The following is a 26728-nucleotide window of genomic DNA, read 5'->3' on the forward strand; positions in this document are numbered from 1 at the left end:
ATTTTACCGCATGCGGAAGTGGCTCAGCGGTAGAGCATCGCCTTGCCAAGGCGAGGGTCGCGGGTTCGATTCCCGTCTTCCGCTCCATTTGTACGTTCAACCGCCCTTGGCGGTTTTTTTGTTTTCTGCATACTCGGCTGCTTGCTGGCGCATAGTAAGGATCGATCCACTCTTCAAGAGCGGCAAAGGAGGAGCTTGATATGGCAGACAGCAAACACCGCAATCAAAACGGCAATAAAGATCTTCCGTTGGGTAAAAGCGAGGACGTGGAATTCAGCCGGGATTTGGCCGACCGCGATGATCTGGAAGCTATGCAAAGGGCCGAGGAAGCCGACCGAAGGGCTGAAAGGTAAGAATACGACCCAGTGACCCCGTTAATAAGCTTTCAAGCCTTGTTCCTTAACAGGAACAGGGCTTTTTGCGTTTCCTCTTGTTAAGGACATTAATTTTTTCCCCCTAAAAAGAATGAGAGAAATTTCATCTTTGAAAGAAATGGATTCAAATAAGCGGGAAACGCTCATATTTTTGAAGAAAATTACCCCCGTTCTTTCTGAATTTTCTCCCTAGCCAAAATTCCCCGCTTGGATGAAAATAGGAACTACCTTCACCGATTCCAATGTCAGTCAAGCTTACAGACAACTCGGTTCCTATTAGCGTTTTTGATTCCTACCCTGCGAAAATGGATGAGTCATGCGATTAGGCAAGTGAAGACCATCAAAATTCGAGCTTTAGAAAACGCTATCATTTCAAGGGTTTCTCACTGTCTGCTGAAATAATTTACATTGTTTGTCATTTATCTGGAAGAGATGCATGGTGAGGGTGAATTCCAAACCGGGGGTGAAAGGCGGCCATCGATTGATAGGCCAAGGTTTTCATAACGGATGCAAGCAATCATGGAGGAGGTTGGATTTGAATGATGTTCAGCAAAAATAAAACCCGCAAGAAATATGCGCTTGGGATGTTGGGCGCGCTTGCCTTGTCGCTGTTCCCTACTTTTGGGGCGGGGCAGCAAGCCAATGCAGCTACAGATTACAAGATTGTCGGTTATTATGCTTCATGGGCCGCATACGGCCGCGCCTACAATGTCACGGACGTCGACGCGACGAAAATGAATGTCATCAACTATGCGTTCGCGGATATTTGCTGGGATGGGAAGCATGGCAATCCGGATCCGACGGGACCGAATCCGACGACCTGGTCCTGTCAGAACGAGCAAGGCCAGACGATCAGCGTTCCGAACGGAACGGTCGTGCTCGGCGATCCTTGGATCGATGCCCAGAAGAGCTTCGGCGATGACAAGTGGGATGACCCGATCAAAGGCAACTTGAAGCAGCTGTGGAAGCTGAAGGACAAAAACCCGAATCTGAAGACGGTCATCTCCGTAGGCGGCTGGACATGGTCGAACCGCTTCTCCGATGTCGCCGCTACGGCCGCTACTCGTGAAGTGTTTGCGAACTCCTCGGTCGATTTCATCCGGAAATACAAAATGGACGGGGTCGACCTCGATTGGGAGTATCCGGTCAGCGGCGGCCTCGCCGGCAACAGCTACCGTGCGGAAGACAAGCAGAACTACGTTCTGCTGCTGCAGAAGATCCGCGAGAAGCTGGACGCGGCAGGCAAGACAGACGGCAAGCAGTACTTGCTGACTATCGCATCCGGAGCGGGTCCTTCCTACATCCAGAACAATGATCTCAAAGGAATTGCCAGCACCGTCGACTGGATCAATATCATGACCTATGATTTCAACGGCAGCTGGAATACGACGAGCGGCCACAACGCTCCATTGTATTATGATCCGGCGACAGCTGGAACGGGGCTGACCGATCCGCAGAACTTCAACATCGACAAAGCCGTTACGACGTATCTGGCGAGTGGAGTTCCAGCCAGCAAGCTTGTTCTCGGCACGCCGTTCTACGGCCGCGGATGGGGAGGATGCCCGTCTACCGGCAACGGCCAGTATCAGAAGTGCGCCGGCATCTCTTCGACAGGCACATGGGAAAAAGGCAGCTACGACTTCTATGATCTTGAAGCCAATTACATCAACAAAAACGGTTATACCCGCTATTGGAACGATCAAGCCAAAGTGCCTTATCTCTACAATCCTTCCAACCAAACGTTCATCAGCTACGACGATGTCCAGTCCATGGGCTACAAGACGGACTACCTGAAGTCGAAGGGCCTTGCAGGCGCCATGTTCTGGGAAACGAGCGGCGACCGCAACAAAACGCTGCTGAACAAGCTGAACACGGATCTTGGCTCCGGCTACACGCCGACTCCGACGCCAAGCGCAACGCCGACTCCATCGGCAACGCCGACTCCGTCTGCTACACCGACGCCAAGCGCAACACCGACACCAACTCCTACACCGACCCCGGGCCAATGCTCGGCTGCGGCATGGGTATCCACGACGGCTTACACGGGCGGCCAGCGCGTTTCCTACAATGGCGTTCTCTATGAAGCCAAATGGTGGACCCAAGGCGACCGCCCCGATCTGAGCGGCACGGACGGCCCTTGGAAATCGGTCGGAGCCTGCGGCACCGCTTCTCCGACTCCGACGGCAACCCCGACGCCGGCTCCTACGGCAACGCCAACGCCGACAGCGACTCCGAAGCCATCGGCAACCCCGACGCCAAGCGCGACTCCGACACCTGCTCCTTCGGCAACTCCGGGAGCCAATGCCTGGAAAGCGGGTGTGGCCTACAAAGCCGGCGATATCGTCACCTACGGCGGCAAGTCCTATACCTGCCTTCAGTCTCATACGTCTCTGACCGGCTGGGAGCCGTCAACGACTCCTGCCCTCTGGAAGCTGAACTAAGGCCGGCTCCAACCTGCGATATTGATTCCGGCGCTCCTGTCCTGCGATAAAATCCATGCCTGAGTCAGGCTGGCGTGGCGGCGGGGGCGCTTTTTTCCATGCCTGAGCAACGATCATGAACTGTCTGGAGGAACGTGCATGAAAGCAAAAGCAAATCGGAAAGCCATAGGCCAAGCCCGGATTCTGGCCGCGTTGATGAGTCTCGTCGTCCTGCTCCCGCTCTACTCCGGCGCAGCGGGCGTTTACTCGCCGATAACCAAGGCAGCCGGAGGAGCTCCTGCCGATCCATCCCCCGCAGCCGACCATCCCCGCAAAATCGTCGCTTATTTCCCTGAATGGGGCGATCAGGAGAACAAGGGCTTCTACACGGTCGATAAAATTCCGTGGGATAAAATCACCCATATCAACTATGCATTCGCCAAGGTCAACGCGCAGACGAACAAAATCGACTTCATGGATCGCAAAGCGGCTATCGAAAAGGATTATCCCGGCCAGCTTGCCAGCCTGTCCTTCAAAGGGCATTTCAACCAGCTGGTCAAATACAAGCAGCTGTACCCCGACGTCCGCACGCTGATCTCGGTCGGAGGCTGGTCAGGCTCGGGCGGCTTCTACACGATGGCCAATTCCGAAGCCGGGCGAGAGACATTCGCGAGCAGCGTCGTCGACTTCCTGCGCACGTACCAATTCAACGGCGTCGACATCGACTGGGAGTATCCGTCGGGCACCGGACAATCCGGCAATCCGATCGATTCCTCCGTTGCGGAGCCGCTGCGCAAGGTGAACTACGACAACTACGTCCTTCTTATGAAAAAGCTTCGCGAGAAGCTGGATGCTGCTGGGGCTCAGGATAACCAGAAGTACGATCTAACCATCGCGGCTACTGCTTCGTCCTGGATTCTTGGCGGGATGAAGCTGGGCGAAGCGAATCCATACCTGGACTGGGCGAACCTGATGACGTATGACTTCCACGGAGCTTGGAACGGCTATGTCGGCCCCCACTCGGCCTTGTATCCCGATTCGCGCGATACGGAGACGGCCGCGCTTGGAACGCCGGTATTGAATACGGACTGGGCCGTGCGATATTATCTCGGAACGTTGCCGCCCGAGAAGATTGTCATCGGCGTTCCTTATTACTCCCGCGGCTGGAAAAACGTGAACGGCGGCATCAACAATACCGGGTTGTGGGGCAGCGCCGCGACAACCGGAGGCGGCGCCGACGGGAAGTACGGCATCTGGAACGATCCGGCCCCGGAACAGCCGGCAGGAGCAAATCCGATCTGGCATATCCTCAACCTGCTCAAGGATCCTGCGAACAAGCGCTATTTTGATTCCGTGACAAAAACGCCGTACCTGTACAATGCGGACAAGAAGATTTTCCTTTCTTACGAGGATACGGAATCGCTCGGCTACAAGCTCGACTACATCAAGGAAAAAGGGCTGGGCGGAATGATGTTCTGGGAGCTGACCGGCGATTATTCCCAGCAGGCCGACGGCACGTACACGTACGGCAGCTCTTTGACCAGCTTCGCCTACGATAAGCTGAAAACGGCTTCGCTTCCGGGAGGCACGGTCAAGCCGCAATTGCCGGCCCCGAAAAATTTCAGCATCGGCTTCAGCGGCAACTACGACCATCCGAACTATACCTACTCGTTGAAAATAACGAATAACACCGGCGCGGATATCGCTGGCGGCTGGAAGCTGGAGTTCGATCTGCCGACGACGACGACCCTGACTTCCGCCTGGGGAGCCGGATCGGTGGAACAACTATCTGCAGGCTGGGATTTCAACCGGTACCGGATAACAGGTACGGCGACGCAGACGATTGCAAATGGCGCGACGCTGGATGTACCCGGCATGATGAAGCTGGCGTTCTCCGGAGGACCGCAGCGGGTGACGCTGAACGGAAGCTCCTCGCAGCAGGAGTACGACAAGCTTTATGGAGGCGCGCCGACGCCGACTCCGAGCGCAACGCCAACGCCTAGCCTCACGCCGACGCCTAGCGCAACGCCGAAACCATCGGCTACGCCGGCTCCGACTCCATCGGCGACGGCTTCACCTACCGCGACGCCGTCGGCCACGCCAAGTCCAACGCCGTCCCCATCCCCGGGAGCATGCTCCGCTGCAGCATGGATATCCACGACCGCCTATACCGGGGGGCAAAGGGCTTCTTATAATGGCGTTCTGTATGAAGCTAAATGGTGGACCCAGGGCGATCGCCCTGACCTGAGCGGAGCCGACGGTCCTTGGAAATCGGCCGGAGCCTGCGGAACGGCTTCGCCGTCGCCGACGGGAACGCCGACCCCGGCACCGACGGGAACGCCGACACCGTCGCCGACGGGAACGCCGACACCGTCGCCGACGGGAACGCCGACACCGTCGCCGACGGCAACGCCTGGCGTCAATGCATGGAAGGCAGGGGTTGCTTATAAAGCGGGCGATGTCGTGGCCTACGGCGGCAAGAGCTACACTTGCCTCCAGCCGCACACCTCCCTGACCGGCTGGGAACCGTCCACGACTCCTGCCTTGTGGAAGCTGAACTGATCCCGGACAAAGCTTAACGATTCCAGCGCTTTTACCGTGCAGCCTAACCCTCCGCAGAGGGAGGCGCGGAAAAGGCGCTTTTTCTATCTTGCAAGAGGGAGGCGCCGAACGGCAAGGCTTAGGATGGAACCGAGCTTCCTCGTGATGGACATACGGGCAAGGGGGCAGGTTTTCAGGCTGAGGCGGCGAAGTCTAGAGAATAGAACATCCAAGGAGGATCGAGTCATGAACATACTTGTGCTGGGCGGAACGCGGTTTGTGGGCAAGAGGCTGGTCAATCTTTTGCTGGAGGAAGGCCATGAGGTGACGATCGGCACGAGGGGGAAAACGGAAACGTCCTTTGTTCGTCCGGTGGAGCATCTGGTGCTGGACCGCGAGGACAAGGCTTCGCTTGCAGCTACGGTGGATGGCCGTGCGTGGGATGTCGTCTATGATCAGATCTGCTATTCGCCGGAGGATGCCGCCATTGCGGTAGAGGTATTGGCAGGCAAAACGAAGCGATACATCGAGGTATCCACTTTGTCCGTGTACGAAGAATCGCCGGAAAGGCTCGCAGAAACCGCATGGATGCCGGGCGGCTATCCAGTCACGGGAGGCAGCAGGCATACGCTGAGCTACGGAGAGGGCAAACGGCAGGCCGAGGCGGTCCTGTGGGAACAAGACCGATTCGAAGCGGTCATGGTCCGGTTTCCGATTATTCTGGGGCCGGATGATTATACGAAGCGGCTGCACTTCCACGTCGACAAGGTCCTCGGCGGGGAACCGATCGGAGTGCCGTCCCCGGATGCGAGAATCTCCTTCGTGCATTCCGCCGAAGCGGCGGCGTTTTTGTGCTGGCTCAAGGACAGCTCCTTGACCGGACCGGTCAACTGCTGCTCGAACGGGGATGTATCCATCCGGGAAGTCATCGGCCTTGTGGAGAAGGCGACCGGCAAAACGGCCGTCATCCGGGAGCAGTCGGCGGACGAGCAGAGATCTCCTTTCGGCATCGGCAAGTCCTGGCATATGGACAACTCCCTCGCTGCGGAGGCCGGCTTTGAGTTCTACAGCCTTGAGCATTGGCTGCCCGAGCTTGCGGAAGAGCTCGCTGCAGCGGCGAAGGCTGCTCATGCCGGGAACTGATCTGCTGTACGGCTAGGCCGCTGTAGCATTCATGGCGGCCTGGATCGATCCAAGCTGCATTCTAGAAGCCGCTCCTTGCCGGAGCGGCTTTTCTGTTTTTGAGATGGCGGAGCAGGAGTGCGGCCGCCAAGGCGCAGAGCAGCGCGCACAAGCCGATGAACAGGAAGCCGGCCTGCATGCCGCGCATCTCGCCGCTGCCGGAGCTGCCGAACAGACGACCGAAGCCGTCGGTAATGGCTCCGATCAGGAGGTTGCCCGCTACGCTTGCAAACCCGAGCATCGTCACCGTAAACGTGATGGCCGCATCGCTCCGGCCTGCGTAGCGGACAGCCAGAAAGGCCATGACCGTCGGATAGATCGGAGCGATGCCGGCTCCGGCGAGAGCGAACAGCCAGGCTCCAGGTTCCCCGGCGAAAACGGCCGCCACGGTGCAAAGACCGGAAAACAGGGAGAAAATGAGAATGGAGCGGATAAGGCCGATTCGGTCGGTAAGAGGGCCAAGCACGAGCCGCGCAGCGGTGAAGCAGACGAAGAACCCGGAGAGCATGGCGGAAGCGGCCGTCCCGTCCCAGCGGTAGGCTTTTTCCAGAAAGGCGGGAAGCCAGCCTCCGAAAGCCATCTCGGCTACGACTCCCGCAGAGAGGATGGCAACGACAAACCAGGCGACGGGATCTCTCGCGTACTGGCGCACCGAGAGGCCGCCCGCTGCGGCCGGACCGTCAGGCTCCGCCTCTTGCTTCCCCGCGGAAGCTGGATCTTCGGGGGTTTCCTTGCCGGGGAAACGTGCGAGCAGAGCCGGAATGGCAGGCAAAATGGAAAGGGCCATGACGAGGGCATACATCCCTCCCCAGCCGAGGGGACCGCCGTCTCCCGGACGGAAAGCCATCAAATACGCGGCGGCCAGAGGCGCGGCCATGGAGCTGAGACCGTAAAAGAAATGCGCGAGATTCATCATCGTCCCCGCGTTGCGCGTAAAGATCCGCGCTCCCAGCAAGGAAAGGACGATCTCAAGGGCGCCGTTGCCGATGTAGAGGAAAAAGTAGGCGGCCGACAGCGAAAAAAAGCCTGAGGAGGCCCAGATGAACAGTCCCGACACGGCCATCGCCCCGAAGCTGGCGACCGTCGTCGCGCGCATGCCGAGCTTGCGCACAAGCAAGCCGGTGAAGGAGCAGGCGATCAAGTAACCGAGGGAGTTGAACGCCAGCAGCAGGCCAACCTGGAATTCGCTGATCCGCAGGTCGGCCTGCATGCGCGGAATGGCGGGGCCTTTAATGTTTTCCGATAGGCCGAAGACAAGATAGCCGGCAAAAACGACGGCAAGCAGCAAAAAAGAATTCCAAGTAAAAGAGCCTGCTCGCCCGCGCAAAGAATTCATAACAGGTGCCGCACCTCCGGGGACTGGCATCCGGTAAGGCCGGACACTTTTTCGTACCAATGTACCACACTGCCCGAGGGTGGACAATAACAGGCTTGCTCCGGCATTTTCGGGGAAGAATGAGAGGATGAGAAGATTCAGGAGAGGAAATCGCGTCATGAAATCCTGGGGAAGGCATGCGATAAACATAGCCGCCATTCTGGCCGGCTCCGCCCTCATGGGGTTCGGAATCAATGAAATCAATCTGGCCAACGGCTTGGCGGAAGGCGGAATTACGGGCGTCGCCCTGCTTCTCAATTACGTGCTTGGCTGGAGTCCAGGCTGGTCAAGCCTGATCATTAATGTCCCTATCTTTTTGCTGGGCTGGAGATACATGGGGCGAACGAGTTTTATTTATGCTGTGATCGGTTCGGTCAGCCTCTCGCTGTTCCTCATCTTTTTCGAACCGTTCCGGCTGCCGCTTAAAGACTTGCTGCTGGCTTCCCTATATGCGGGGGCTATCGTCGGAGCGGGGCTGGGAATCGTATTCCGGTACGGCGGCATGACCGACGGGGTTGATGTCCTGGCGATGCTGTGCAGGAAATCGTTCGGCTGGAGCCTCGGGAGGACGATCTTCGTCACCGATGCGGCCGTTGTGCTGCTTTCGTTGATTTATTTGGACCTGACAAGGGCCATGTATACGCTGATTGCGATGCTGGTCGGTGCGAGATTGATCGATCTCGTCCAGGAAGGCTCCTATTCGGCCAAAGCAGCGATTATCGTATCTCGGAAGCCGGAGCTGATCTCAAGCGAGATTTTGAGCGAGCTCAAGCGGGGAGCGACGTTTCTCGACGGGAGAGGCGCATTCGATAACAGACGCGCCGAAGTGATCTACTGTGTCGTCAGCCGCAAGGAGACAGGCCGTCTGAAACGGCTCGTGCATGAAGCCGATCCCGGCGCTTTTGTCACATTCAGCGACGTGCACGAAGTCGTCGGCAAAGGCTGGAGGCAGGAGCGGGATGAATCGGGTTTCTAGCATTGCCAGATGCTCATTCCTATGATATAGTATATCTATATGGGAACAAACGTTCTTGTCGGGAGGTAAGCTCATGAGCGCGAAGCGGTTGGAGACGGTCGTCGTCAAGCAAGCGATGACCCGGGTCAAGGAAGAGAAGATGCCGTTCGGCTGGTCGATCAATCCGTACCGCGGCTGCGCCCATGGCTGCAGCTTCTGTTATGCGAGAGCGTTTCAATCGTTCATCGGCCTTGGAAGCGACGAGTTCCAGGATCATATCCTCGTCAAGGACAATGCCGCGGAAGCGCTTCGCAAGCAGCTGCACAATATGGCGGCTTCCCGGCGCTTCGACCTTCAGGAGCTGGCGAGGGACGTCGGCCATATCGCGATCGGCACGGCTACGGATCCTTATCAGCCTGCCGAGAGCAGCCGGCAGGTGACGCGGGAGTGCCTCAAGGTGCTGGCCCGCTACCGAGTGCCGGTATCGATCACGACCCGTTCGCCGCTGGTCCTGCGGGATATGGACATCCTGGCCGATCTGAATCTGCTCTCGGTCAACATCAGCCTGAATACCCTCGACGATGAGCTCATCCGGTTCCTGGAGCCCGGCGCGCCGCTGCCGCGGCAGCGGCTTCAGGCTCTGGCCGAGCTCCGGAATGCCGGCTTGCCGGCCGGCGTGTTCGCTGCGCCGATCCTTCCGCTGCTGACCGACTCCCGTTCCCGGCTCGACGAGCTGATGGGAGCGGTCAAGGAGGCCGGCGCGGGTTATATGATGACTTCCTTGCTGCGCCTGACGCCTGACGTGAAGAGCTGGTACTATGGAATGCTTCAGCGGTACGATGCCTCTCTGCTTCCGGCTTACGACCGGATCTTTGCCGGAGCCTATGCGAGCCGGGATTATGCGGAGCGGATTCATGACATCGTCTCGGAGCTCAGGGTATTGCACGGAATTCCGGAGGACCGTTTTTATAGGGAAAGCGCGGGAAGCGTGCGGGAGAGTGGATTGGGACAGGCAGCTGCCATGCTTGCCGTTCCTATGCGTGAGGGAAGAACCGTACCCGTCGGTTCAGAATCAGCCAAGTCCTTGAGTGAAGGGATATCGAAGCCGAATGCCGGGGCCGATCTCTCCCCGGCGGCAGCGGATGGAGATGATGCGCAACGGCTTCTCTCCGAAGAGCCCGGCTTGGCGGGCAAGCTGGCCCGCCTCAGGGAAATCCCCGGCGCGGGATGCACGCCGGGGACGGAGATCGAAGTATTGGAGCAGATGTCTCTCCCATTCTGAGGCTTAGAAGCCGGTGTGATATTTACGCGCGCTGGAGGAATCGTTTTTGGTCTTGGTCTTGTCCTTCTCGTCCTGCTGCTCGATCGTCAGGTCTTCCACCGGAATGGAATCCACGTTCATCTGGGATGGATCTGCATCCATCAGGCTTTCCTTCTCCGTCGGCAGCTGCTCCGGATTGTCCCGGTCCTGGATGCTGGAGCCCTCAGGCTGATGGTCCAGCTTTTTCTTTGATGGTTCCGTCATTATGATCACCTCGTTGGATAGGTTGTACTTCTTTACCCGGCCGGGCCTGGAAGTGAACCTGGACGGTGCCATGACGAAGGATGGCAGCCTGCAGACGGCGGCCTGCCATGGATTGAATGCAAGGAGGGAACCCGATTGAAGCTGGAAAGACTGCTCGGCATCACGATGCTGCTGCTCGGCCGCAGGCGTGTCGGGGCTCAGGAGCTAGCCGAGCGCTTCGAAGTGTCGCTGCGCACCATATACCGCGACCTGGAAACGCTGAATATGGCCGGTATCCCCGTCATTTCCTATCCGGGCCTCTCGGGAGGCTACGAGATTATGGAGAGGTATCGTCTGGAGCGGCAATATTTGAGCTGCGATGAGCTGCAATCCATCGTGACAGCGCTGCGCGGAGTCGGGTCTGCCTTGAGCGGAGAGGAGCTCTCTTCGCTGATCGACAAGGTGATCGCCTTGGTGGAACGATCCGGCAACGGGAGCGGGAGCTCCTCCGGCGAGCGGGTGCTGATCGATCTGCATCCATGGAAGGAGAAGGAGCGGCATCAAGCGATGCTGAGAACCATCCATGAAGCGTTGGATGGATGCAGGCTGCTGAGCATCGTCTATCTCGACTGGCAGGGAACGAGCAGCGAGCGGATGGTGGAGCCGGTCGGACTTGCGCTGAAGGGTTACATTTGGTATTTGCACGCCTACTGCCTGAAGCGGGGCGATTACCGAACTTTCCGCCTCAACCGGATGGAACAGCTGGATCTCCTGCCGGAAACGTTCACCCGCCGTGATGTCGACCTGCGAGAGCTCGACAAGCGCATGGCGTGTCAAGACAGCCTCAAAATCGACTTGAAGCTGCTGTTTCACCCCTCGGTCAAGACAAGAGTGCTGGATGATTACGACCGGAGCTTCATTGTCATCCGGGATGACGGCTGGCTGGAGGTCGCGGATCGCGAAGAACAGGGCTATTGGCTCTATTCGCGGCTTCTCAGCTATGGGCCTCATGTCAAGGTCGTCGATCCTCCCTATGTAGCCCGCAAGCTCATGGATCAGGTAGCGGAAATCCAAGCGTTGTATGAAGCCTGATGGGCTGCCCGAACGCGGCTGGAACAGCCCGGCACGGCCGTATGGCGGAAGGCTGCATCTAGCAGAGCTCAGCTGCTCGTATGAGTGCTGCAAGCCGCTGTGCATGAATGAAGTAAGCCGCATGTATGATGAAGCGAGCCAATCTGCATGAATGAAACGAGCCGCAATGAATGAATGAATGAATGAAACGAGCCGCAATGAATGAATGAATGAATGAATGAATGAAACGAGCCGCCTTGTCTGTTGACAGGGCGGTTTTTGCCATGATAAAGTTCGATTATCAAACTATTTCAACATCGAACTTGTACAAGAAAGGAGGACTGGCGATGAGGGAAGAGCTGCTGCCGGACATCATCAAGCGGTACGAGGCCGCGAGCTTTGTCGTGACGAGGCGCTTCAACGCCTTGATCCAGGAGAAGCTTCCGGAGGATATGACCAGGGAGCAATTCGGCATTGTCCGTTATTTGAACTCGCGAGGCGAGTCGGGCGGAGGCTGCACTTCAACGGAGCTGGCGGACGCTTTTTGCGTGGGCAAAAGCACGATTACTTCCTTGATTACGCGGCTGGTCGACAAGGACTTGATCCAGCGCCATCCAGACGGCAAGGACCGCAGAGTCACGTATTTGTCGCTCACAGACAAAGGAATTCGGACAGCGAAGGAAACCGACCGGATCATCAAAGACACTCTCGGTCGTTATATCCAGGCATTCGAGGACGAAGAAGCTTTGCAGTTCATTGAAACGTTCGAGTTTCTAGCCGACAAACTAAAGAATTGATAACCGGAGGGGAATCATACGGTGAGAACGATATTGAAATGGCGCTGGGCCATATTGATTGTGTGGATAGCGGCGGCAGCCGGATTGATGCTGTCCGCTCCGGACATGCAGCAGCTCGTCAGGGACAAAGGCCAGATTACCGTCCCGGACGGCTATTCCTCGTCGATGGCTTCCAAGCTGATCAAGGAGAAGAACGCCCAGTCCTCCGACTCGTCCAAGAAGGATGAGTTGTCGGCCGTCCTGGTGTTCCACCGTGCCGAAGGGCTGAGCGCCGACGATAAAACCGCCATCCGTACGGGGCTGGACGCCATGAAGCAATCGGGCGGCAAGGAGGGGATCGTATCGGTTACAGGTCCCTTCGACCAGAAGGAGCTTGAGGACCAGCTCATCTCCAAGGACGGCAAAACGATGCTCGCCCTCGTGGGCATCCAGAAAAACGGCCGTGAAGCCGTCGACCTGCAGGATGCGCTGTACAATGCGGCTTCCGGCATCAAGACGGAGCATTACTACACTTCCGAATGGATGATCAACGAGGATCAGGTCAAAAGCTCGATGGAGGGCTTGGCGAAGACCGAGTCCATCACCGTCATTTTCATCCTTGTCATTTTGTTCATCGTTTTCCGCTCGGTCGTAGCGCCGTTCGTGCCTTTGCTCGCCGTAGGCTTGAGCTATCTGCTGTCGCAGTCGGTCGTGTCGTTCCTCGTCAAATACGCGGACTTCCCGCTCTCCAACTTCACCCAGATTTTCATGGTGGCGATTATGTTCGGCATCGGAACGGATTACTGCATCCTGCTGATCAGCCGGTACAAGGAAGAGCTGTCTCATGGACTGGACCGCACGGAAGCGATATTGGCCACTTACCGCACAGCCGGGCGCACGGTGCTGATCTCGGGGGCGGCGGTTCTGGTCGGCTTCGCTTCGATCGGCTTCTCCACCTTCGTGCTGTACCGCTCGGCGGTTGCTGTCGCCGTCGGGGTCGCCGTGCTTTTGATCGCGCTTGTCACGCTGGTTCCGTTTTTCATGGCCGTGCTCGGCAACGCGCTGTTCTGGCCGGCAAGAGGTTCTCTCGAGCATAAAGAAAGCCGCATGTGGGACCGCATGGGCCGCTTCTCCCTGCGCAAGCCGATATGGGCTCTCGTTATCCTCGCCATCTTCATCGTGCCGTTCATGGCCGCATACAAAAATACGATTTCCTTCAACTCGCTGCAGGAAATCGGGGATGAATACCGTTCCGTCAAGGCGTTCAATCTGATCTCCGACAGCTTCGGTCCCGGAGATTCAATGCCTTCGACCGTTATCCTGAAGGCGGATAAAAGCTTCGACAGCAAGGAAGGCCTGGCTGTCGTCGAGCAGATCAGCCGCGAGCTGTCGAAAGTGGACGGCGTCAAGCTCGTACGCAGCGCCACCCGGCCAGCCGGATCTCCGCTGGAAGACCTCGAGGTATCCAAGCAAGCCGATACGCTGGGCGGCGGCATCGGCCAGAGCACGGATGGACTCGACAAAATCGGCAAGGGGCTGAGGGAAGCCAGCACCAGCCTCGCGGACAATGCGCCGAAGCTGAAGCAGGCTGCCGACGGAGCCGGGGAGCTCGTCACCGGCACCGCCAGGCTGCAGGACGGAGTCGAGCAGCTCGGGCAAGGCCTCGAGCGGATCCGCAAAGGGCTTGTGGACGGAACGGCCGGCGCCAAGGAACTTGGCGCCGGACTTGCGCAAGCGCAGCAGAGCGCCGAGCAGCTGGCGGCGGCAAGCGACAAGCTGCTTGCGGGCTACAAGAAGGTCGGAGGCGGATTGGGGCAGCTGTCTTCCGCATATGGAGACGCCGCCGCCAGCCAGAAGGAGCTGGCCCAAGGACTTGCCGGATTGGAGCAGGCCTTCCAGGCGCTCGGCGACAAATATCCGGAGCTGGCGGCCGACGCTCAGTTCCAGGGAGCGATGCAATCGCTCGGCCAGCTGTCCGGCGGAGCTTCCCGGCTTGCCGGTGGACTGGAGAAGCTCAATGCCCAGCTGAGCTCGGCTGCCAAAGGCATTGCGGATGCCAATGCCGGCTTGTCGCAGGCAGCAGCCGGTCAAGCGGCGCTTGGCGACGGCCTGAAGAAGCTGGCCGCGGGACTCGAATCGCTGCAGCAGGGGATTTCCCAAGCGGCAGCCGGCCAAGGTCAGGTCATCGGCCGCCTGCCGCAGGTGACGAGCGGCTTCAGCTCCCTGCAGGAAGGACAGAAGCAGCTGCAGACCGGCTTTGCCGATCTCAACAAGCAGCTGGGGCAGCTTACCGGCGGGCTTGACCAGAGTGTCGACGGAATCAGCCAAGTATCGAACGGACTCGGCGAAGCCCGGACTTATCTGGATGAGCTGTCGGCACAGCCGGATTCGGGACTCAGCGGCTGGAACCTGCCGGAGCAGGCTCTTGCCGATGCGGACTTCAAGAAGGCTCTTGAAACCTACTTGTCTCCTGAAGGCGACATAACGACTCTCGATGTCGTATTCTCTACGAATCCGTATGAAGAAACCACGCTCAATAAAATTCCGGATGTGAATGCGGCCGTGGAGCGCGGTCTGAAAGGAACCGGCTACGAAGGCTCCCAGTATGCGGTCGGAGGCAGCACGAGCACGCAGCATGATCTCAATACGATTTCGGACGAGGATTATTCCCGTACCGTCATCCTGATGCTGATCGGCATATCCGTCATTCTGATCCTCCTGTTCCGTTCGATCGTCATTCCGGCCTACATCATGGCCTCGCTGCTCATTACGTACTATACGTCGATGGCTATCGCCGAGGTCGTCTTCACCCGGATTCTCGGTTATGACGGAATCAGCTGGGCCGTGCCGTTCTTCAGCTTCGTCCTGCTCATCGCGCTCGGCGTCGACTACAGCATCTTCCTGCTCGACCGCTTCCGCGAATACAAGCATCTGGCTCCCAAGGAAGGCATTCTGCGCGCCATGCGCAATATGGGATCGGTCATTCTGTCCGCCGCCGTCATTCTCGGCGGAACGTTCGCGGCGATGCTGCCTTCCGGCGTGATGTCGCTCATGCAGATCGCCACGATCGTCTTGTGCGGATTGGTCCTGTACGCATTCCTCATGCTTCCGCTGTTCGTTCCGGTCATGGTCAGGACGTTCGGAGCGGCGAACTGGTGGCCGTTCATGCAGCGCGAGAAAAGCGCGGATCATGGCTCCGAGATGCAAGGGGAGCCGTTCATGGCGGACCGGTAACGATCTGCAAGTCCGAAAGAGCAGCCCGTGAAGCCTCGCTTCGCGGGCTGCTTTCTTTTTCTCTGCATGCAGCCTTCTCCCTGCCGGATGCCGGATGCCGGAACCGGCGGCGTCAAGCGCCGGAATAGACGGCGCCAAGCTTGTGCTTGCAGGGCAATAAGCTTGTCAATTCGTATAGAACAGGTCGAAAAAAATATGGTACTCTAGTAGAAGCGGAATTTAGAGAGGAGCGGATATCCATATGAGCAGCGCGAGCAGTGCATTTGAGGGCATCTATCAGGGACAAAAGGCGATTTATCTGCGAGCGGGAGCCTACGAAGCGGTCATGCTTCCCGAAATCGGAGGCAATCTGGTTGCCTTCCGCGATCTGGTCAACGGATACCGGTTCCTGCGCGAGCCGGCACACGAGGACATGCAGAAGTTTCGGGAAAATTCCATCGTCTGGGGAATCCCGGTGCTTTTCCCGCCCAACCGGTACGAAGACGGCAAGTTCCCTTGGAACGGCAGAATTTATCAGCTTCCCATCAACGAGCCGGCAACGGACAACCATCTGCACGGTTTTCTCTATCAAACCCCCTGGGAAGTAGAAAGCTTCGGCCATAAGGGCGACGAGAGCTTCGTGACGGTATCGGTAAAGGTCGACGAGGACCATCCCGCCTACCGCCGGCTGCCTTTCAACTATACGGTGCGCCTGCACTACTCCCTCGGACCGGACGGCCTGTCCCAGCGGGTCACGCTCCGCAACGACGGAAGCGAATCGATGCCTTGCCTGCTGGCGTTCCATACGACGCTCAACGCGCCGTTCTCTCCGGGGAGCAAAGCGCAGGACTGCAAGCTCAAGCTGACGATCGGCGAGCGCTGGGAAATGAGCCCGAGGATGCTGCCTACCGGTTCCTTCATGCCTCTGAGCGCCGAAGAGGAGAACATGAAGGAAGACGGAGTCGATCCGTTCTGGACGGCGTTGGACCACCACTACACAGCCGTTCCCCAAAATGGCCGCAACCGGATGGAACTGACCGATACGAAGCGCGGCGTCACGCTCGTCTACGATGTCGGGACCTCCTACAAGCAGTGGATGCTGTACAACAATCAGGGCCGGGGAGAGTTTTTCTGTCCGGAGCCGCAAGTGAACCTCGTCAATGCTCCCAACATGAGCCTTCCAGCCGAGGAGATGGGGCTGTTCGGACTGGAGCCGGGCGAGATTTGGGAAGAGCGCGCCCGTTTCTACGTCAAGGTAGGCCGCTAATCTCCACAACCGAACCGGACGACAGGACGCGACATTGACGTCGATTTCCCGGGAAATGCAAGAGCCGATAGAGATCGATTCGATATCATCGAAGGAGGTTGACCATGGATCTCAACCTGAGCGGCAAACATGCGGTCATTACGGGAGGCAGCAAAGGCATCGGATACGCCACGGCGCTCACGCTGGCGCGGGAAGGCGCTCATGTCGCCCTGATCGCCCGCACGATAGAGGATCTCGAAGCGGCGGCGGAACGGATTGAGGAGGAGACCGGGGCCGGCGTCCTGACGGCGGCCTGCGATGTTGCCGATGCCGATGGAGTCAAACAAGCCGTCCTGGCCATCGCGGAGAAGTGGGACGGGAAAATCGACATTCTTGTCAATAATGCGGGAACGTCTGCGGCAGCCCCGTTCGAGGAGGTCGGCTTCGAGAGCTGGGAGGCCGATATCGGCTTGAAGCTGATGGGAGCCGTCCATATGACCCGCGAAGCGCTGCCGTTCATGAAGCGGGCCGGAAGCGGCGCCATCGTCAACGTGACGGCGATCGGAGGAAAGTCGCCTGGGGCGGCCGCGCTTCCTTCCTCGGTGACCAGAGCGGCAGGAATCGCGCTCACCAAAGCGATGAGCCGGGATCTCGCAGCCGACGGCATCCGCGTGAACGCGGTCTGCATCGGTTTGATCCGCAGCGATCAGATCGAGCGGAAGTGGAGATGCGACGCTCCCGAGCTCAGCTGGGAGGAGTATGCCCGGGATCCGCGCCATGCCGTCCCGCTCGGACGGATCGGAGAGACCCGGGAGGCAGCGGATGCCATCGTCTTCCTCGTTTCCGGCGCGGCTTCTTATATAACGGGGACGGCGCTGAATATTGACGGAGGCAAATCGCCTGTGACCTGATACCGGAGGCCGATTCGGCATCCGTCTCGAGCATTTGAGGGATAAATCCGGCGCAGAGCCAGCTTGTGCGCCTTCGCCGGCCAGAACAGGGGATAGAAAGTTGTCGAGCCAATCGAAGCGGAGAATTACGATCAGAACCAAGATTATCGCCGGTTATGCCGTCATTTTGATATGCCTGGCGATTTCGATTTTTGTCGTCTTCAACCAGCTGGACAAGGTCCAGCAAGAAACGAACTACATTACAAGCCATGATATCGAAGTGCATAATCTTACGAACAAAATCGAAAAAAACGTGCTGGACATGGAGACGGGCCAGCGGGGATTCATTGTCACCGGCGAGGATAATTATCTGGAGCCTTACCGGAACGGATTTTCGCAATGGCAGACCAACTATGACAGCTTGATGGCGCTAATATCAGACAACCCCCTTCAGATGAAAACATTGGAGTCGATCCGCTCGGTCATTGAAGAATGGCTGGCCATTACGATGCCTGTCATCGACTCCAAGCAAGACGGGGATGAAGAGGCGGTCAGGAAATTCTATGTCATCGACCGCGGCAAGCAGGACATGGACAAGCTGCGGGGAATGTTCGAGGGATTCCGCAGCACGGAGAAAACCCTTACCTCCAAGAGACTTGCCAATCTGGAGGAAGGAAACAGCATGCTCCGCACGACGCTGCTGTCTCTGTTCGGACTGTCGATCTTCCTGTCGGCTCTGATCGGCTGGCTGCTGTCGCGCTCCATCGTCCGCACGATCCGAAATGTGACGGATTGCCTGGAGGGCATGTCCGGAGAAAGCGAGCAGAGCGCAGCCGATCTCTCGATTCGGGTCCCGATCTCGACCTCGGATGAGGTGGCCGATCTAGCCGCAGAGACGAACAAGCTGCTGGAGAAGCTCGAAGGCGAGAGCTGGATTCAGCGCTACAGCGTAGAACTGGGCTCCCGCCTGCAGGGCGCGGAGCATCTGAACGAGACGGCCGACATGGTGGTCCGCTACATCGCGGAGGCTCTGAAGGCGCCATATGGAGCGCTTTATATTTCCAATCCGCAGCATTCCCGAGCCAAGCTGACGCTTGCCGCGTCCGTCTCGGGCAGCGGATCGGGTCTGGAGGAGGCATCCGCTTCGTTCGGCTTCGGAGAAGGGCTTGTCGGCCGAACGGCTGCCGAAAAGCTCAAGCGAAGCTACACAGTGCCGGAGACGTATATTCGGATTTCCTCCGGACTGGGCAGCGCTCCGCCATCTCATTTGCTGCTGGTTCCGGTCCTGTTCGAAGGCAAGACGCTAGGCGTGCTGGAGCTCGCCTCCTTCAAGCCTTTCGAGCATCATCTGGAGACATTCGCCGAGAAAGCAGCCGACATGCTGGGCAGCGCCCTCAACAGGCTGTTCACGCAAATGCAAATCCAGAGCCTTCTTCGCGAGTCGCAAGCGATGACGGAGGAGCTGCAGGTCCAGACGGAAGAGCTTCAGACCCAGCAGGAGGAGCTGTCCGCCTCCAACGAGCAGCTTGGAAGGCAGTTCGTGCTGTCGGAGGAGAAGAACGACGAGCTGAGCCAGATCCAGGAGGAGCTGAAGCAGTATTCCGAACGGCTGGAGCAGACTTCCCGCTACAAAAGCGAATTTCTGGGCAACATGTCCCATGAGCTGCGGACGCCGCTCAACAGCATGCTGATTCTGTCGGAAATGCTGGCCGAGAATCCGGCCGGGAATCTGTCCGAGAAAGAAGAAGAATTCGCCCGCGTCATCCATTCCGCCGGGGAGGATCTGCTGGATCTGATCAACGACATCCTTGATCTGACGAAGATCGAGGCCGGACGCATGGATCTGCATGTGGATGCCATCAACATGTCGGAGCTGCCGGAGAGCGTGTTCTCCGGATTTTCCGGCATTGCGCACAAGCATCAGCTGGACTTCAAGATGAACTGCGGCGAGGATGTTCCGGCCACTCTGTACACGGATGAAAGAAAGCTGCGGCAAATTCTCAAAAACCTTCTTTCCAACGCCTTCAAGTTCACCCCTCAGGGAGGAGTGTCTCTGGAAATTGCGCTCGTCCCCGCTGAAGAAGCCGCTAAGCTGCTTCCGCAAGCCGGCGGGGAGAAGATCGTCTCCTTCAAAATCAGCGATACCGGAATCGGGATCGATCCTTCCAAGCAGGAAGTCATCTTCGATGCCTTCCAGCAGGCCGACGGCACGACGAGCCGCCAATTCGGAGGCACCGGCCTCGGCCTCTCGATTTCCCGCGAGCTTGCCGGATTGCTGCGCGGGCTCATCACGCTCGACAGCAGCCCGGGAGCGGGCAGCGCGTTCACCTTGTATGTTCCGTCGTTGTCCTCCTTGGCGAATGCCGAGGGAGGAACGAAGCAATCGGCTGAAGCTGAATCGCCTTCCTTCCAGGCGACGCCGGAGCGGAGAGACCGGGAGCGGTCTTCGGCAACGGCCGAAGCCGCCAAGCAGCAGGCAGCCGCGTCATCAGACCGGATCCCCAGCCATCCGGCTCTGGCAGGCCGGCTTATCCTGCTCGTCGATGACGATATCCGCAATGTCTACAGCCTGTCGAATGCCCTGGAGATCGAAGGGGCGGAGGTGCTGACGGCGAACAACGGCGAGGAGGCGCTTCAGCTTCTGGACGAGCGGGAGGATATCGACGTCGTCCTGATGGATATGATGATGCCGGTCATGGACGGTTATGAAGCGACGAGGCGGATCCGCGAGCATCCCCTGTACCGCGATATTCCCGTCATCGCTCTGACCGCGAAGGCGATGATGCAGGACCGGGATCTATGTCTGGCCGCAGGGGCTTCGGATTACATCAGCAAGCCGATTGCGATCGAGCAGCTGTATTCCCTGATCGAAGTGTGGATGCCGAAGAAAAAAAGGGTTTGAACGGGCATGGCGTCCGGGTAAAAGGGAACAATATCCAATGAAGAGAAGGCTTGAGGTGATTTCCGATGAAAACGCAAGGTCTGTTAATATCCGGCTTGGTTTTTGCCTTGCTTATTGCCATATTCGCTGTCATCAACGTCGATCCGGTGCTGGTCAACTTCATGTTCGCGACGACGAGCGCGCCGCTTATTCTGGTCATCCTGATCTCGGCTTTGCTGGGCGGCCTGAGCACAGGGCTGTTCGGAATCATCCGCCAGTACCGGCTCCAAAGGGAGATCAAAGGATTGAAGAGAGAGCTGGATGAATCCCGGGCGCTGCACAGCTCCGACCGGCCCGTCATCCAGGATCGGGACCTGCTTGCGGAGCATGACAACCGATTGTTGAAACCGGCTGAATAAATTCCGATGCCCAAAGGCTGCGCCGTTCAAGCGGCGCAGCCTTTGCCATTGGCGAAGCTTGTCCATTTAGGAGGTCAACGATGAACTGCGAGGATCTGACGCTTCATACCGACAAATACCAGGTCAATATGATGTATGCCCACTGGAAAATGGGCACGCATAACCGTAAAGCCGTCTTTGAGATGTATTTCCGCAAGCTGCCCTTCGGCAACGGGTTTGCTGTTTTTGCCGGCTTGCAGCGCATTGTCGATTACATCTCCAAGCTGGCCTTCAGCGAAGAGGATCTGGACTATCTCCGCGCCCAGGAGGAGCGTTACGAGGAGGCTTTCCTCGACGAGCTGCGCTCCTTCCGTTTTACGGGTACGCTTGAAGCGGTGCCGGAAGGAACGCTCGTATTTCCGGGAGAGCCGCTGATCCGGGTCGAAGCGAGAATTATGGAAGCCCAGCTCGTGGAGACGGCCCTTCTGAACGCGGCCAATTTTCAGACGCTGATCGCGACCAAGGCATCGCGGGTCAAGCAGGCGGCCGGAGACGATACGCTGCTCGAATTTGGGACCCGGCGCGCCCAGGAAATGGATGCGGCCGTATGGGGAGCAAGAGCGGCTTATATCGCCGGCTTCCATGCCACCAGCAACATGAGAGCCGGCATGATGTTCGGCATGCCGGCAAAAGGAACCCATGCCCATGCCTGGGTCCAGGCGTTTGACAGCGAGCTGGAAGCGTTCATGAATTACGCCAAGGCGCTCCCGGATGGAGTCACGCTGCTTGTCGATACGTACGATACGCTCAAAAGCGGCGTCCCCAATGCCATCCGGACGGGAGAAGAGCTGAGGAAGGAAGGCAAGGAGCTTCAGGGCATCCGGCTCGACAGCGGCGATTTGGCGGTGCTGTCGAGGGAAGCCAGGCGGCTGCTGGACGAAGCCGGATTCCCCGATGTGAAGATCGTCGCTTCCAACGACCTGGACGAGCACATCATCATGAATCTCAAGGCTCAAGGCGCGCGGATCGATACATGGGGCGTCGGCACGCAGCTGATTACGGCGGCGGATCAGCCCTCCCTCGGAGGCGTATACAAGCTCGTCGCCCGAGAGAAGGACGGCCGTTACGAGCCGGTGATCAAAATCTCCGGCAACCTGGATAAAGTGTCGAATCCGGGCGTCAAGGACGTTTACCGCCTGATCGATCGCCGAAGCGGCATGGCTGTGGCCGATTTCATGACTTTGCGCGGAGACACGGCGCCGGTGGAAGGAGCGGTGCTGAAGCTGGTCGATCCGGCCCACCCGTATGTGACGGCAGAGGCGGAGGATTATGCAGCCGTTCCGCTGCTGAAGGCAGTTTTCCGGGACGGACGGCTGACGGGAGAGCTGCCTGCACTGGATGAGATTCGTGCCTACCACGCCGGGCAGCTGAAGCTGTTCCGCCAGCCGCATCTGCGCAAGCTGCATCCGGAGCCGTATCCCGTTGCTTTCAGCGAGTCGCTATGGAGCCTGAAGACGGAGATGATCCAGCGTGTCAAGCCAAGAACGGGAGGGCGCTGATTCCGCGGAGCGCCCGCTCGGCCCCCGCTCGCTGCCGCTTCGGCTGCTGCTCGGCATCGTCCATGCCGGATCTTGGATGACGGGCTTGACCTTGCCGCGGATGCGCCCTCGCATGAGGCTGTTCATGAAGGGCTTGGATGCGGCCGCAGCCCTGCGGGTGGAAGGCAGGGCAGTCTGGAAGGACATAACCGCGACTGCCCATGACGGCCGCATGATTCCTGTTCGCCTGTATCGGCCCGAGAGCGCAAGCGAGTCGGTCAAGCTCCCGATTGTGCTGTATTTCCATGGCGGCGGCTTCGCTCTTGGCGACCACACCGCCCGGCATCGATACAATCGGGCCTGGTGCGTCCTGAGCGGCTGCATGCTGCTGTCGGTCGGATACAGGCTGGCGCCGGAGCATCCGTATCCGGCCGGAGTGGAGGATGCTTACGACGTGTTGAAATGGGCCTCGATCCATGCGTCCGGCTTGGGAGGAGACGGCGGCCGGATCGCCGTGGCGGGCGAGAGCGCCGGCGGCAATATCGCCGCTGTGACGGCTTTGCTGGCCAAGGAGCGCGGAGGGCCGGACATCGCCTGCCAAGCGCTGCTGTATCCGGCGGTCGATCTGACAGGCGGCGCCGGCAGCGCGGCACAGCCTTCGCTGCGGGAGAACGGCAGGCAGTATATGCTGACGCTGCGGCTGCTGCAGCAGTTCGCGTCCGGTTATGCCCCGGAGGACAATCGAAGAAAGCCCGCTGTGTCTCCGCTGTTGGCGGATACGCTGGAGGGCTTGCCCCCTGCGCTCGTCGTCACGGCGGAGCTGGACCCGCTGCGCGACCAGGGGCATCAGTATGCCGAGCGTCTGCGGCGGGATGGAGTCGCGGTGGAATACCGCTGCTACGCGGGAATGATTCACGATTTTACGGCGATGATGCCGGGCTGGATTCCGGCTGCCGGACACTCGCTGCGGCTGGCGGCCGCCTTTGTTCGGCGGGAGCTGGCCGCTGCAGGCAGCAAGATGGCGTTCGATGCGGATGCGGATCTGGAATGTTCCCCTGACGGGGAAGAGAGCTCGGCGCTCATGGACTCGATCTTGAGGGAGCGGAGTCCAGAGCTGATAGTCCGGGAGGAAGGATGGAGCTAAATGAATGCTGAAGAGCGTATGAACAGGCTGGAGGAAGAGAACATGCAGCTGCGGGACCGCCTGTCCGGGTTGGAGCAGGAGAAGGCTTCTCTCGAAATGGAAGTCGCCAGGCTAACGGCGGAGATGCAGCGGCTGCGCCGAAGAATGGGCGGCAGCGGCTCGTCCATGTCGACCAAGCTGCAGGATGCGCTGCGGGAGTAGAGGCTTGGACTTGGGGGGCATGCATTCGTTATAATAGAAGAAAGGCTCCATACATGGGTCCTTGCCTGATGACTAATTACGATACCCCAGGAGGGATTGCGATATGGCAAACGAGCAAGTAGCAACATTCGCCGGTGGCTGTTTCTGGTGCATGGTATCTCCGTTCGAGGAGCAGCCGGGCATTATCAAGATCGTCTCCGGCTACACAGGCGGACATAAGGAAAACCCGACTTACGATGAAGTGTGCGCAGGCAATACCGGCCATACGGAAGCCGTGCAAATCACTTTCGATGCCGATGTGTTCCCGTACGCCAAGCTTCTGGACATCTACTGGCAGCAGGTCGATCCGACGGATGCGATGGGCCAGTTCGCGGACCGCGGCGACTCATACCGTCCCGTCATCTTCTATCATAGCGAGGAGCAGCGCAGGCTGGCGGAGGAATCCAAGCGCAGCCTGGAGGAGAGCGGACGCTTCGACCGCCCGATCGTCGTCACGATCGAGCCTGCGGCAACGTTCTACGATGCGGAGGACTATCATCAGGACTACCACAAGACGCATCCGTTCCGCTACAAGATGTACCGCAAAGGCTCCGGCCGCGACGCCTTCATCAAGGAAAATTGGACGATGAAGAAAAACGAGGACGAGCTGCGCGCGCGGCTCAACCCGATGCAGTACGAAGTGACCCAGAACAACGGCACGGAGCCTCCGTTCCGCAACGAGTTCTGGGATCACAAGGAGGAAGGCATCTACGTCGACATCGTTTCGGGAGAGCCTTTGTTCAGCTCCCTCGACAAGTTCGACTCCGGCTGCGGCTGGCCGAGCTTCACCCGTCCGCTGAACAAGCAGGGCGTGAACGAGAAGACGGACACGAGCCATTTCATGGTCCGTACCGAAGTCCGCAGCACCCGCGCCGATTCCCATCTCGGCCATGTGTTCGACGACGGACCGCAGGACCAGGGCGGTCTCCGTTATTGCATCAATTCCGCTGCGCTGCGTTTCATTCCGAAGTCGGAGCTGGAGCAGGAAGGCTACGGCGAGTATGTTTCCCTCTTCCAGTAAGGTTTAACCGGCATGCACAAAACAGCCGCCCGGCGTCATCGCGAGATGATGCCGGGCGGCTGCTTGCGTTTATCCGGTCCAGGTCCAAATCCAGGTCAAGGGCTATCCCTGCGCGGAAACTCCGTTCAGGAAATAGAGCTCGAACAGCTTCATGATTTCCTCTTCCTTCATCGGCTGCCCCGATGCGGCCGGCCAGTCGCTGACGAGCGTGATGAACAGCTTGATCAGCACATAGGCGGTAAGCTTGGGATCGCAGGGCTTGATCTCGCCTTTGGCGATGGCGTCCTGGACGGCGCCGCTGACAAAGCCGTTCAGCGCTTCTTCGGTCATGCGGATGCCGAAGCCGGCCGCCGCGGTTCCGAATTCCTTCATCTCCAAGGAGAGGCGGACGCTGAGCTCATGCTCGCGGCGGTAGGTGAGCACGTCGAGCAGGCAGCGGTGAAGATTTTCGGCGAATGGCTTGTCCGGATCGATGGCGGCCTCCGCCACCGCGAGAATCTCTTCAATGAAGTTGTTCATGATTTCTTCGAACAGCTGCTCTTTATTATCGAAGAAAGTATAGATGGTTCCTTTGCCGACTCGCGCGATTTTGGCCACCTGATCCATCGTAGTGGCTTTGTAGCCGAACATGGCAAAGGATTTGGCAGCGGCGTTGACGACTTCCGTTCTCCGGTCGATGGACATGAAAGGGATCGCTCCTTTATATCGGGGTTCCTCAGCCATGACATTCATTGACCGTGGAACGAAAAATGTATTGTGGTCATTCGAAACAATCATAACTTTTCTATACGGAGAACCGCAACGGCCGTTTCATTTTTTATTTGAAGAGACAGCTTTTATTTGAAGAGACAGCGCTTGCACTTCGGAGGAGCTCTTGCAAGATGACGGAGAGCGTGTTAAAGTAGTTTTTGACCAACTGACCGAAATTGATTTTTGGTCATAACTTGGAGGAGAGCTTCAATGACCCGGCGGATTGTTCTCGCTGGTTAGCATGCGCAAGCCGGCCGAAAAAGATAAACGAAAGATAGGGTGAGGAATGCAATGAAAGCCTTGAACGTCGTCGGCAAAGACCTGAAGGACATGTTCAAAAAGCCGATGCTTGCGATTTCGTTCATCGCCGTCGCGTTTGTTCCTATTTTGTACAGCGGATTTCTAATCAAGGCTTCATGGGATCCATACGGCCATCTGGAGAAGCTGCCGGTTGCCGTCGTGAACGAGGATGCCGGAGCGGTGTACAAGGGAAAAACGCTTGACGCAGGACATGATTTCATCGACGAGCTGAAGAAAAACGAGAAATTCGACTGGCAGTTCGTAAGTCCGGAACAAGCGGAGCAAGGAATGAAAAACAACGATTATTATATGACGATCCGGGTTCCCAAGGATTTTTCCGCAAAAGCGACGACCTTGATGAACGACAATCCGGAGCGGGCCGAAATTATTTTTGAGCCTAACGGCGACTACAACTTCATTGCCGGCCAGATCGGCAACAGCGCGATGAAGGATATTCGCGCCGATCTGAGCTCCGGCATTACGAAGGCGTATACCGAGAGCATGTTCGATCAGGTCAAGGAAATATCGGACGGCTTCTCGGAGGCCAGCAACGGCGCCGGGGAGCTGAAGGACGGAGCCAGCAAGGTCGATGACGGAGTGGCGAAGCTCAAAAGCAATCTCGCCAAGCTCGCGGAAGGCACGCAGAAGCTGCAAAGCGGCATGGATCCGCTCAGCGAGGGAGCCGGCAAGCTGAAGGACGGCACGCAGTCGCTCGTCAGCGGCAGCGGAAGCCTTGCGAGCGGCCTCGGCCAGCTGCATGCGGCTGGAGGCCAGCTGGAACAGGGGGCTTCCGCGGCCAAGCAGGGAACCGACAAGCTGGCCGCAGGGCTGCAGCAGTCGGCGGACGGAAGCGCCAAGCTGCAGCAAGGGCTGCAGCAGTCGGCGGACGGAAGCGCCAAGCTGCAGCAA

Annotated in this window: 21 protein-coding genes and 1 tRNA gene; 19 read left to right on the forward strand and 3 right to left on the reverse strand. The window is 58.4% G+C overall.

Features of this window, described 5'->3' with window-relative positions:
- Nucleotides 1-12: 12 nt before the first annotated feature.
- From PHU01S_RS23065 to PHU01S_RS23085, 5 genes are all read left to right on the forward strand, one after another.
- Nucleotides 13-87, forward strand: a tRNA-Gly gene (locus PHU01S_RS23065).
- A 113-nt stretch (nt 88-200) separates the two neighbouring features.
- Nucleotides 201-353 carry a YfhD family protein gene (locus PHU01S_RS23070; RefSeq protein WP_083436269.1) on the forward strand — a complete coding sequence of 51 codons (153 nt, stop codon included), beginning with the start codon at nt 201-203 and terminating at the stop codon, nt 351-353.
- A 563-nt stretch (nt 354-916) separates the two neighbouring features.
- Nucleotides 917-2815, forward strand: a complete 1899-nt coding sequence (locus PHU01S_RS23075) for a glycosyl hydrolase family 18 protein (protein WP_053086942.1) — start codon at nt 917-919, stop codon at nt 2813-2815.
- 138 nt (nt 2816-2953) lie between these two features.
- Nucleotides 2954-5356, forward strand: coding sequence for a glycosyl hydrolase family 18 protein (locus tag PHU01S_RS23080; RefSeq protein WP_127510151.1), 2403 nt, complete (start codon nt 2954-2956; stop codon nt 5354-5356).
- Nucleotides 5357-5581: 225 nt separating this feature from the next.
- Nucleotides 5582-6478, forward strand: coding sequence for an NAD-dependent epimerase/dehydratase family protein (locus PHU01S_RS23085; RefSeq protein WP_246029321.1), 897 nt, complete (start codon nt 5582-5584; stop codon nt 6476-6478).
- A 61-nt stretch (nt 6479-6539) separates the two neighbouring features.
- On the opposite strand, the gene PHU01S_RS23090 is transcribed toward PHU01S_RS23085, so the two are convergent.
- Nucleotides 6540-7853: an MFS transporter gene (locus tag PHU01S_RS23090; protein WP_049868025.1), complete on the reverse strand. Its 1314-nt coding sequence runs from the start codon at nt 7851-7853 to the stop codon at nt 6540-6542.
- A 157-nt stretch (nt 7854-8010) separates the two neighbouring features.
- On the opposite strand from PHU01S_RS23090, the gene PHU01S_RS23095 reads away from it, so the two are divergent.
- Both PHU01S_RS23095 and PHU01S_RS23100 read left to right on the forward strand, forming a co-directional pair.
- Nucleotides 8011-8868 (forward strand): YitT family protein, encoded by an 858-nt coding sequence (locus tag PHU01S_RS23095; protein WP_049868023.1) that lies wholly within the window; start codon nt 8011-8013, stop codon nt 8866-8868.
- Nucleotides 8869-8941: 73 nt separating this feature from the next.
- The gene (locus PHU01S_RS23100) at nt 8942-10129 is read left to right on the forward strand and encodes an SPL family radical SAM protein (RefSeq protein ID WP_069202465.1); all 1188 of its coding nucleotides are present in this window, start codon (nt 8942-8944) and stop codon (nt 10127-10129) included.
- Between the two features lie 3 nt (nt 10130-10132).
- On the opposite strand, the gene PHU01S_RS23105 is transcribed toward PHU01S_RS23100, so the two are convergent.
- Nucleotides 10133-10372 carry a YczO family protein gene (locus PHU01S_RS23105; RefSeq protein ID WP_048745585.1) on the reverse strand — a complete coding sequence of 80 codons (240 nt, stop codon included), beginning with the start codon at nt 10370-10372 and terminating at the stop codon, nt 10133-10135.
- 135 nt (nt 10373-10507) lie between these two features.
- Here PHU01S_RS23105 and PHU01S_RS23110 point away from each other — a divergent pair, with 135 nt between their 5' ends.
- The 11 genes from PHU01S_RS23110 (at nt 10508) to msrB (ending at nt 24769) form a co-directional block, all read left to right on the forward strand.
- A complete protein-coding gene (locus PHU01S_RS23110) occupies nt 10508-11443 on the forward strand; it encodes a helix-turn-helix transcriptional regulator (RefSeq protein ID WP_049868021.1) in 936 nt (311 codons plus the stop codon).
- A 326-nt stretch (nt 11444-11769) separates the two neighbouring features.
- Nucleotides 11770-12219 (forward strand): MarR family winged helix-turn-helix transcriptional regulator, encoded by a 450-nt coding sequence (locus PHU01S_RS23115; RefSeq protein ID WP_048745583.1) that lies wholly within the window; start codon nt 11770-11772, stop codon nt 12217-12219.
- Between the two features lie 21 nt (nt 12220-12240).
- On the forward strand, nt 12241-15432 hold the full coding sequence (locus tag PHU01S_RS23120; RefSeq protein ID WP_127510153.1) for an efflux RND transporter permease subunit: 3192 nt from the start codon (nt 12241-12243) through the stop codon (nt 15430-15432).
- A gap of 241 nt (nt 15433-15673) precedes the next feature.
- On the forward strand, nt 15674-16678 hold the full coding sequence (locus PHU01S_RS23125; RefSeq protein ID WP_048745579.1) for an aldose 1-epimerase: 1005 nt from the start codon (nt 15674-15676) through the stop codon (nt 16676-16678).
- A 104-nt stretch (nt 16679-16782) separates the two neighbouring features.
- Entirely contained in the window at nt 16783-17568 is a 786-nt protein-coding gene (locus PHU01S_RS23130; RefSeq protein WP_048745578.1) for an SDR family NAD(P)-dependent oxidoreductase, read from the forward strand.
- A gap of 100 nt (nt 17569-17668) precedes the next feature.
- Nucleotides 17669-20449 (forward strand): CHASE3 domain-containing protein, encoded by a 2781-nt coding sequence (locus tag PHU01S_RS23135; protein ID WP_127510155.1) that lies wholly within the window; start codon nt 17669-17671, stop codon nt 20447-20449.
- Nucleotides 20450-20556: 107 nt separating this feature from the next.
- Nucleotides 20557-20847 (forward strand): LapA family protein, encoded by a 291-nt coding sequence (locus tag PHU01S_RS23140; protein ID WP_307721823.1) that lies wholly within the window; start codon nt 20557-20559, stop codon nt 20845-20847.
- 80 nt (nt 20848-20927) lie between these two features.
- Complete coding sequence (locus tag PHU01S_RS23145) at nt 20928-22385, forward strand: nicotinate phosphoribosyltransferase (protein ID WP_127510159.1); 1458 nt, start codon at nt 20928-20930, stop codon at nt 22383-22385.
- Nucleotides 22357-23508 carry an alpha/beta hydrolase gene (locus PHU01S_RS23150; protein ID WP_127510161.1) on the forward strand — a complete coding sequence of 384 codons (1152 nt, stop codon included), beginning with the start codon at nt 22357-22359 and terminating at the stop codon, nt 23506-23508. Before PHU01S_RS23145 ends, PHU01S_RS23150 begins: the two co-directional genes overlap by 29 nt.
- Nucleotides 23509-23709: a hypothetical protein gene (locus tag PHU01S_RS23155; protein WP_021881870.1), complete on the forward strand. Its 201-nt coding sequence runs from the start codon at nt 23509-23511 to the stop codon at nt 23707-23709. It abuts the gene before it with no gap.
- Between the two features lie 103 nt (nt 23710-23812).
- Nucleotides 23813-24769, forward strand: a complete 957-nt coding sequence (gene msrB / locus PHU01S_RS23160; RefSeq protein WP_021881871.1) for a peptide-methionine (R)-S-oxide reductase MsrB — start codon at nt 23813-23815, stop codon at nt 24767-24769.
- 102 nt (nt 24770-24871) lie between these two features.
- On the opposite strand, the gene PHU01S_RS23165 is transcribed toward msrB, so the two are convergent.
- Nucleotides 24872-25453 carry a TetR/AcrR family transcriptional regulator gene (locus tag PHU01S_RS23165; RefSeq protein WP_049868018.1) on the reverse strand — a complete coding sequence of 194 codons (582 nt, stop codon included), beginning with the start codon at nt 25451-25453 and terminating at the stop codon, nt 24872-24874.
- Nucleotides 25454-25810: 357 nt separating this feature from the next.
- On the opposite strand from PHU01S_RS23165, the gene PHU01S_RS23170 reads away from it, so the two are divergent.
- Nucleotides 25811-26728, forward strand: a 918-nt coding sequence (locus PHU01S_RS23170) for a YhgE/Pip domain-containing protein (RefSeq protein WP_164763170.1), incomplete at its 3' end; no start/stop codon positions are given.

This window comes from Paenibacillus humicus NBRC 102415, assembly GCF_004000905.1.
In the GTDB taxonomy this organism is placed as follows: Bacteria; Bacillota; Bacilli; order Paenibacillales; family Paenibacillaceae; genus Paenibacillus_O; species Paenibacillus_O humicus.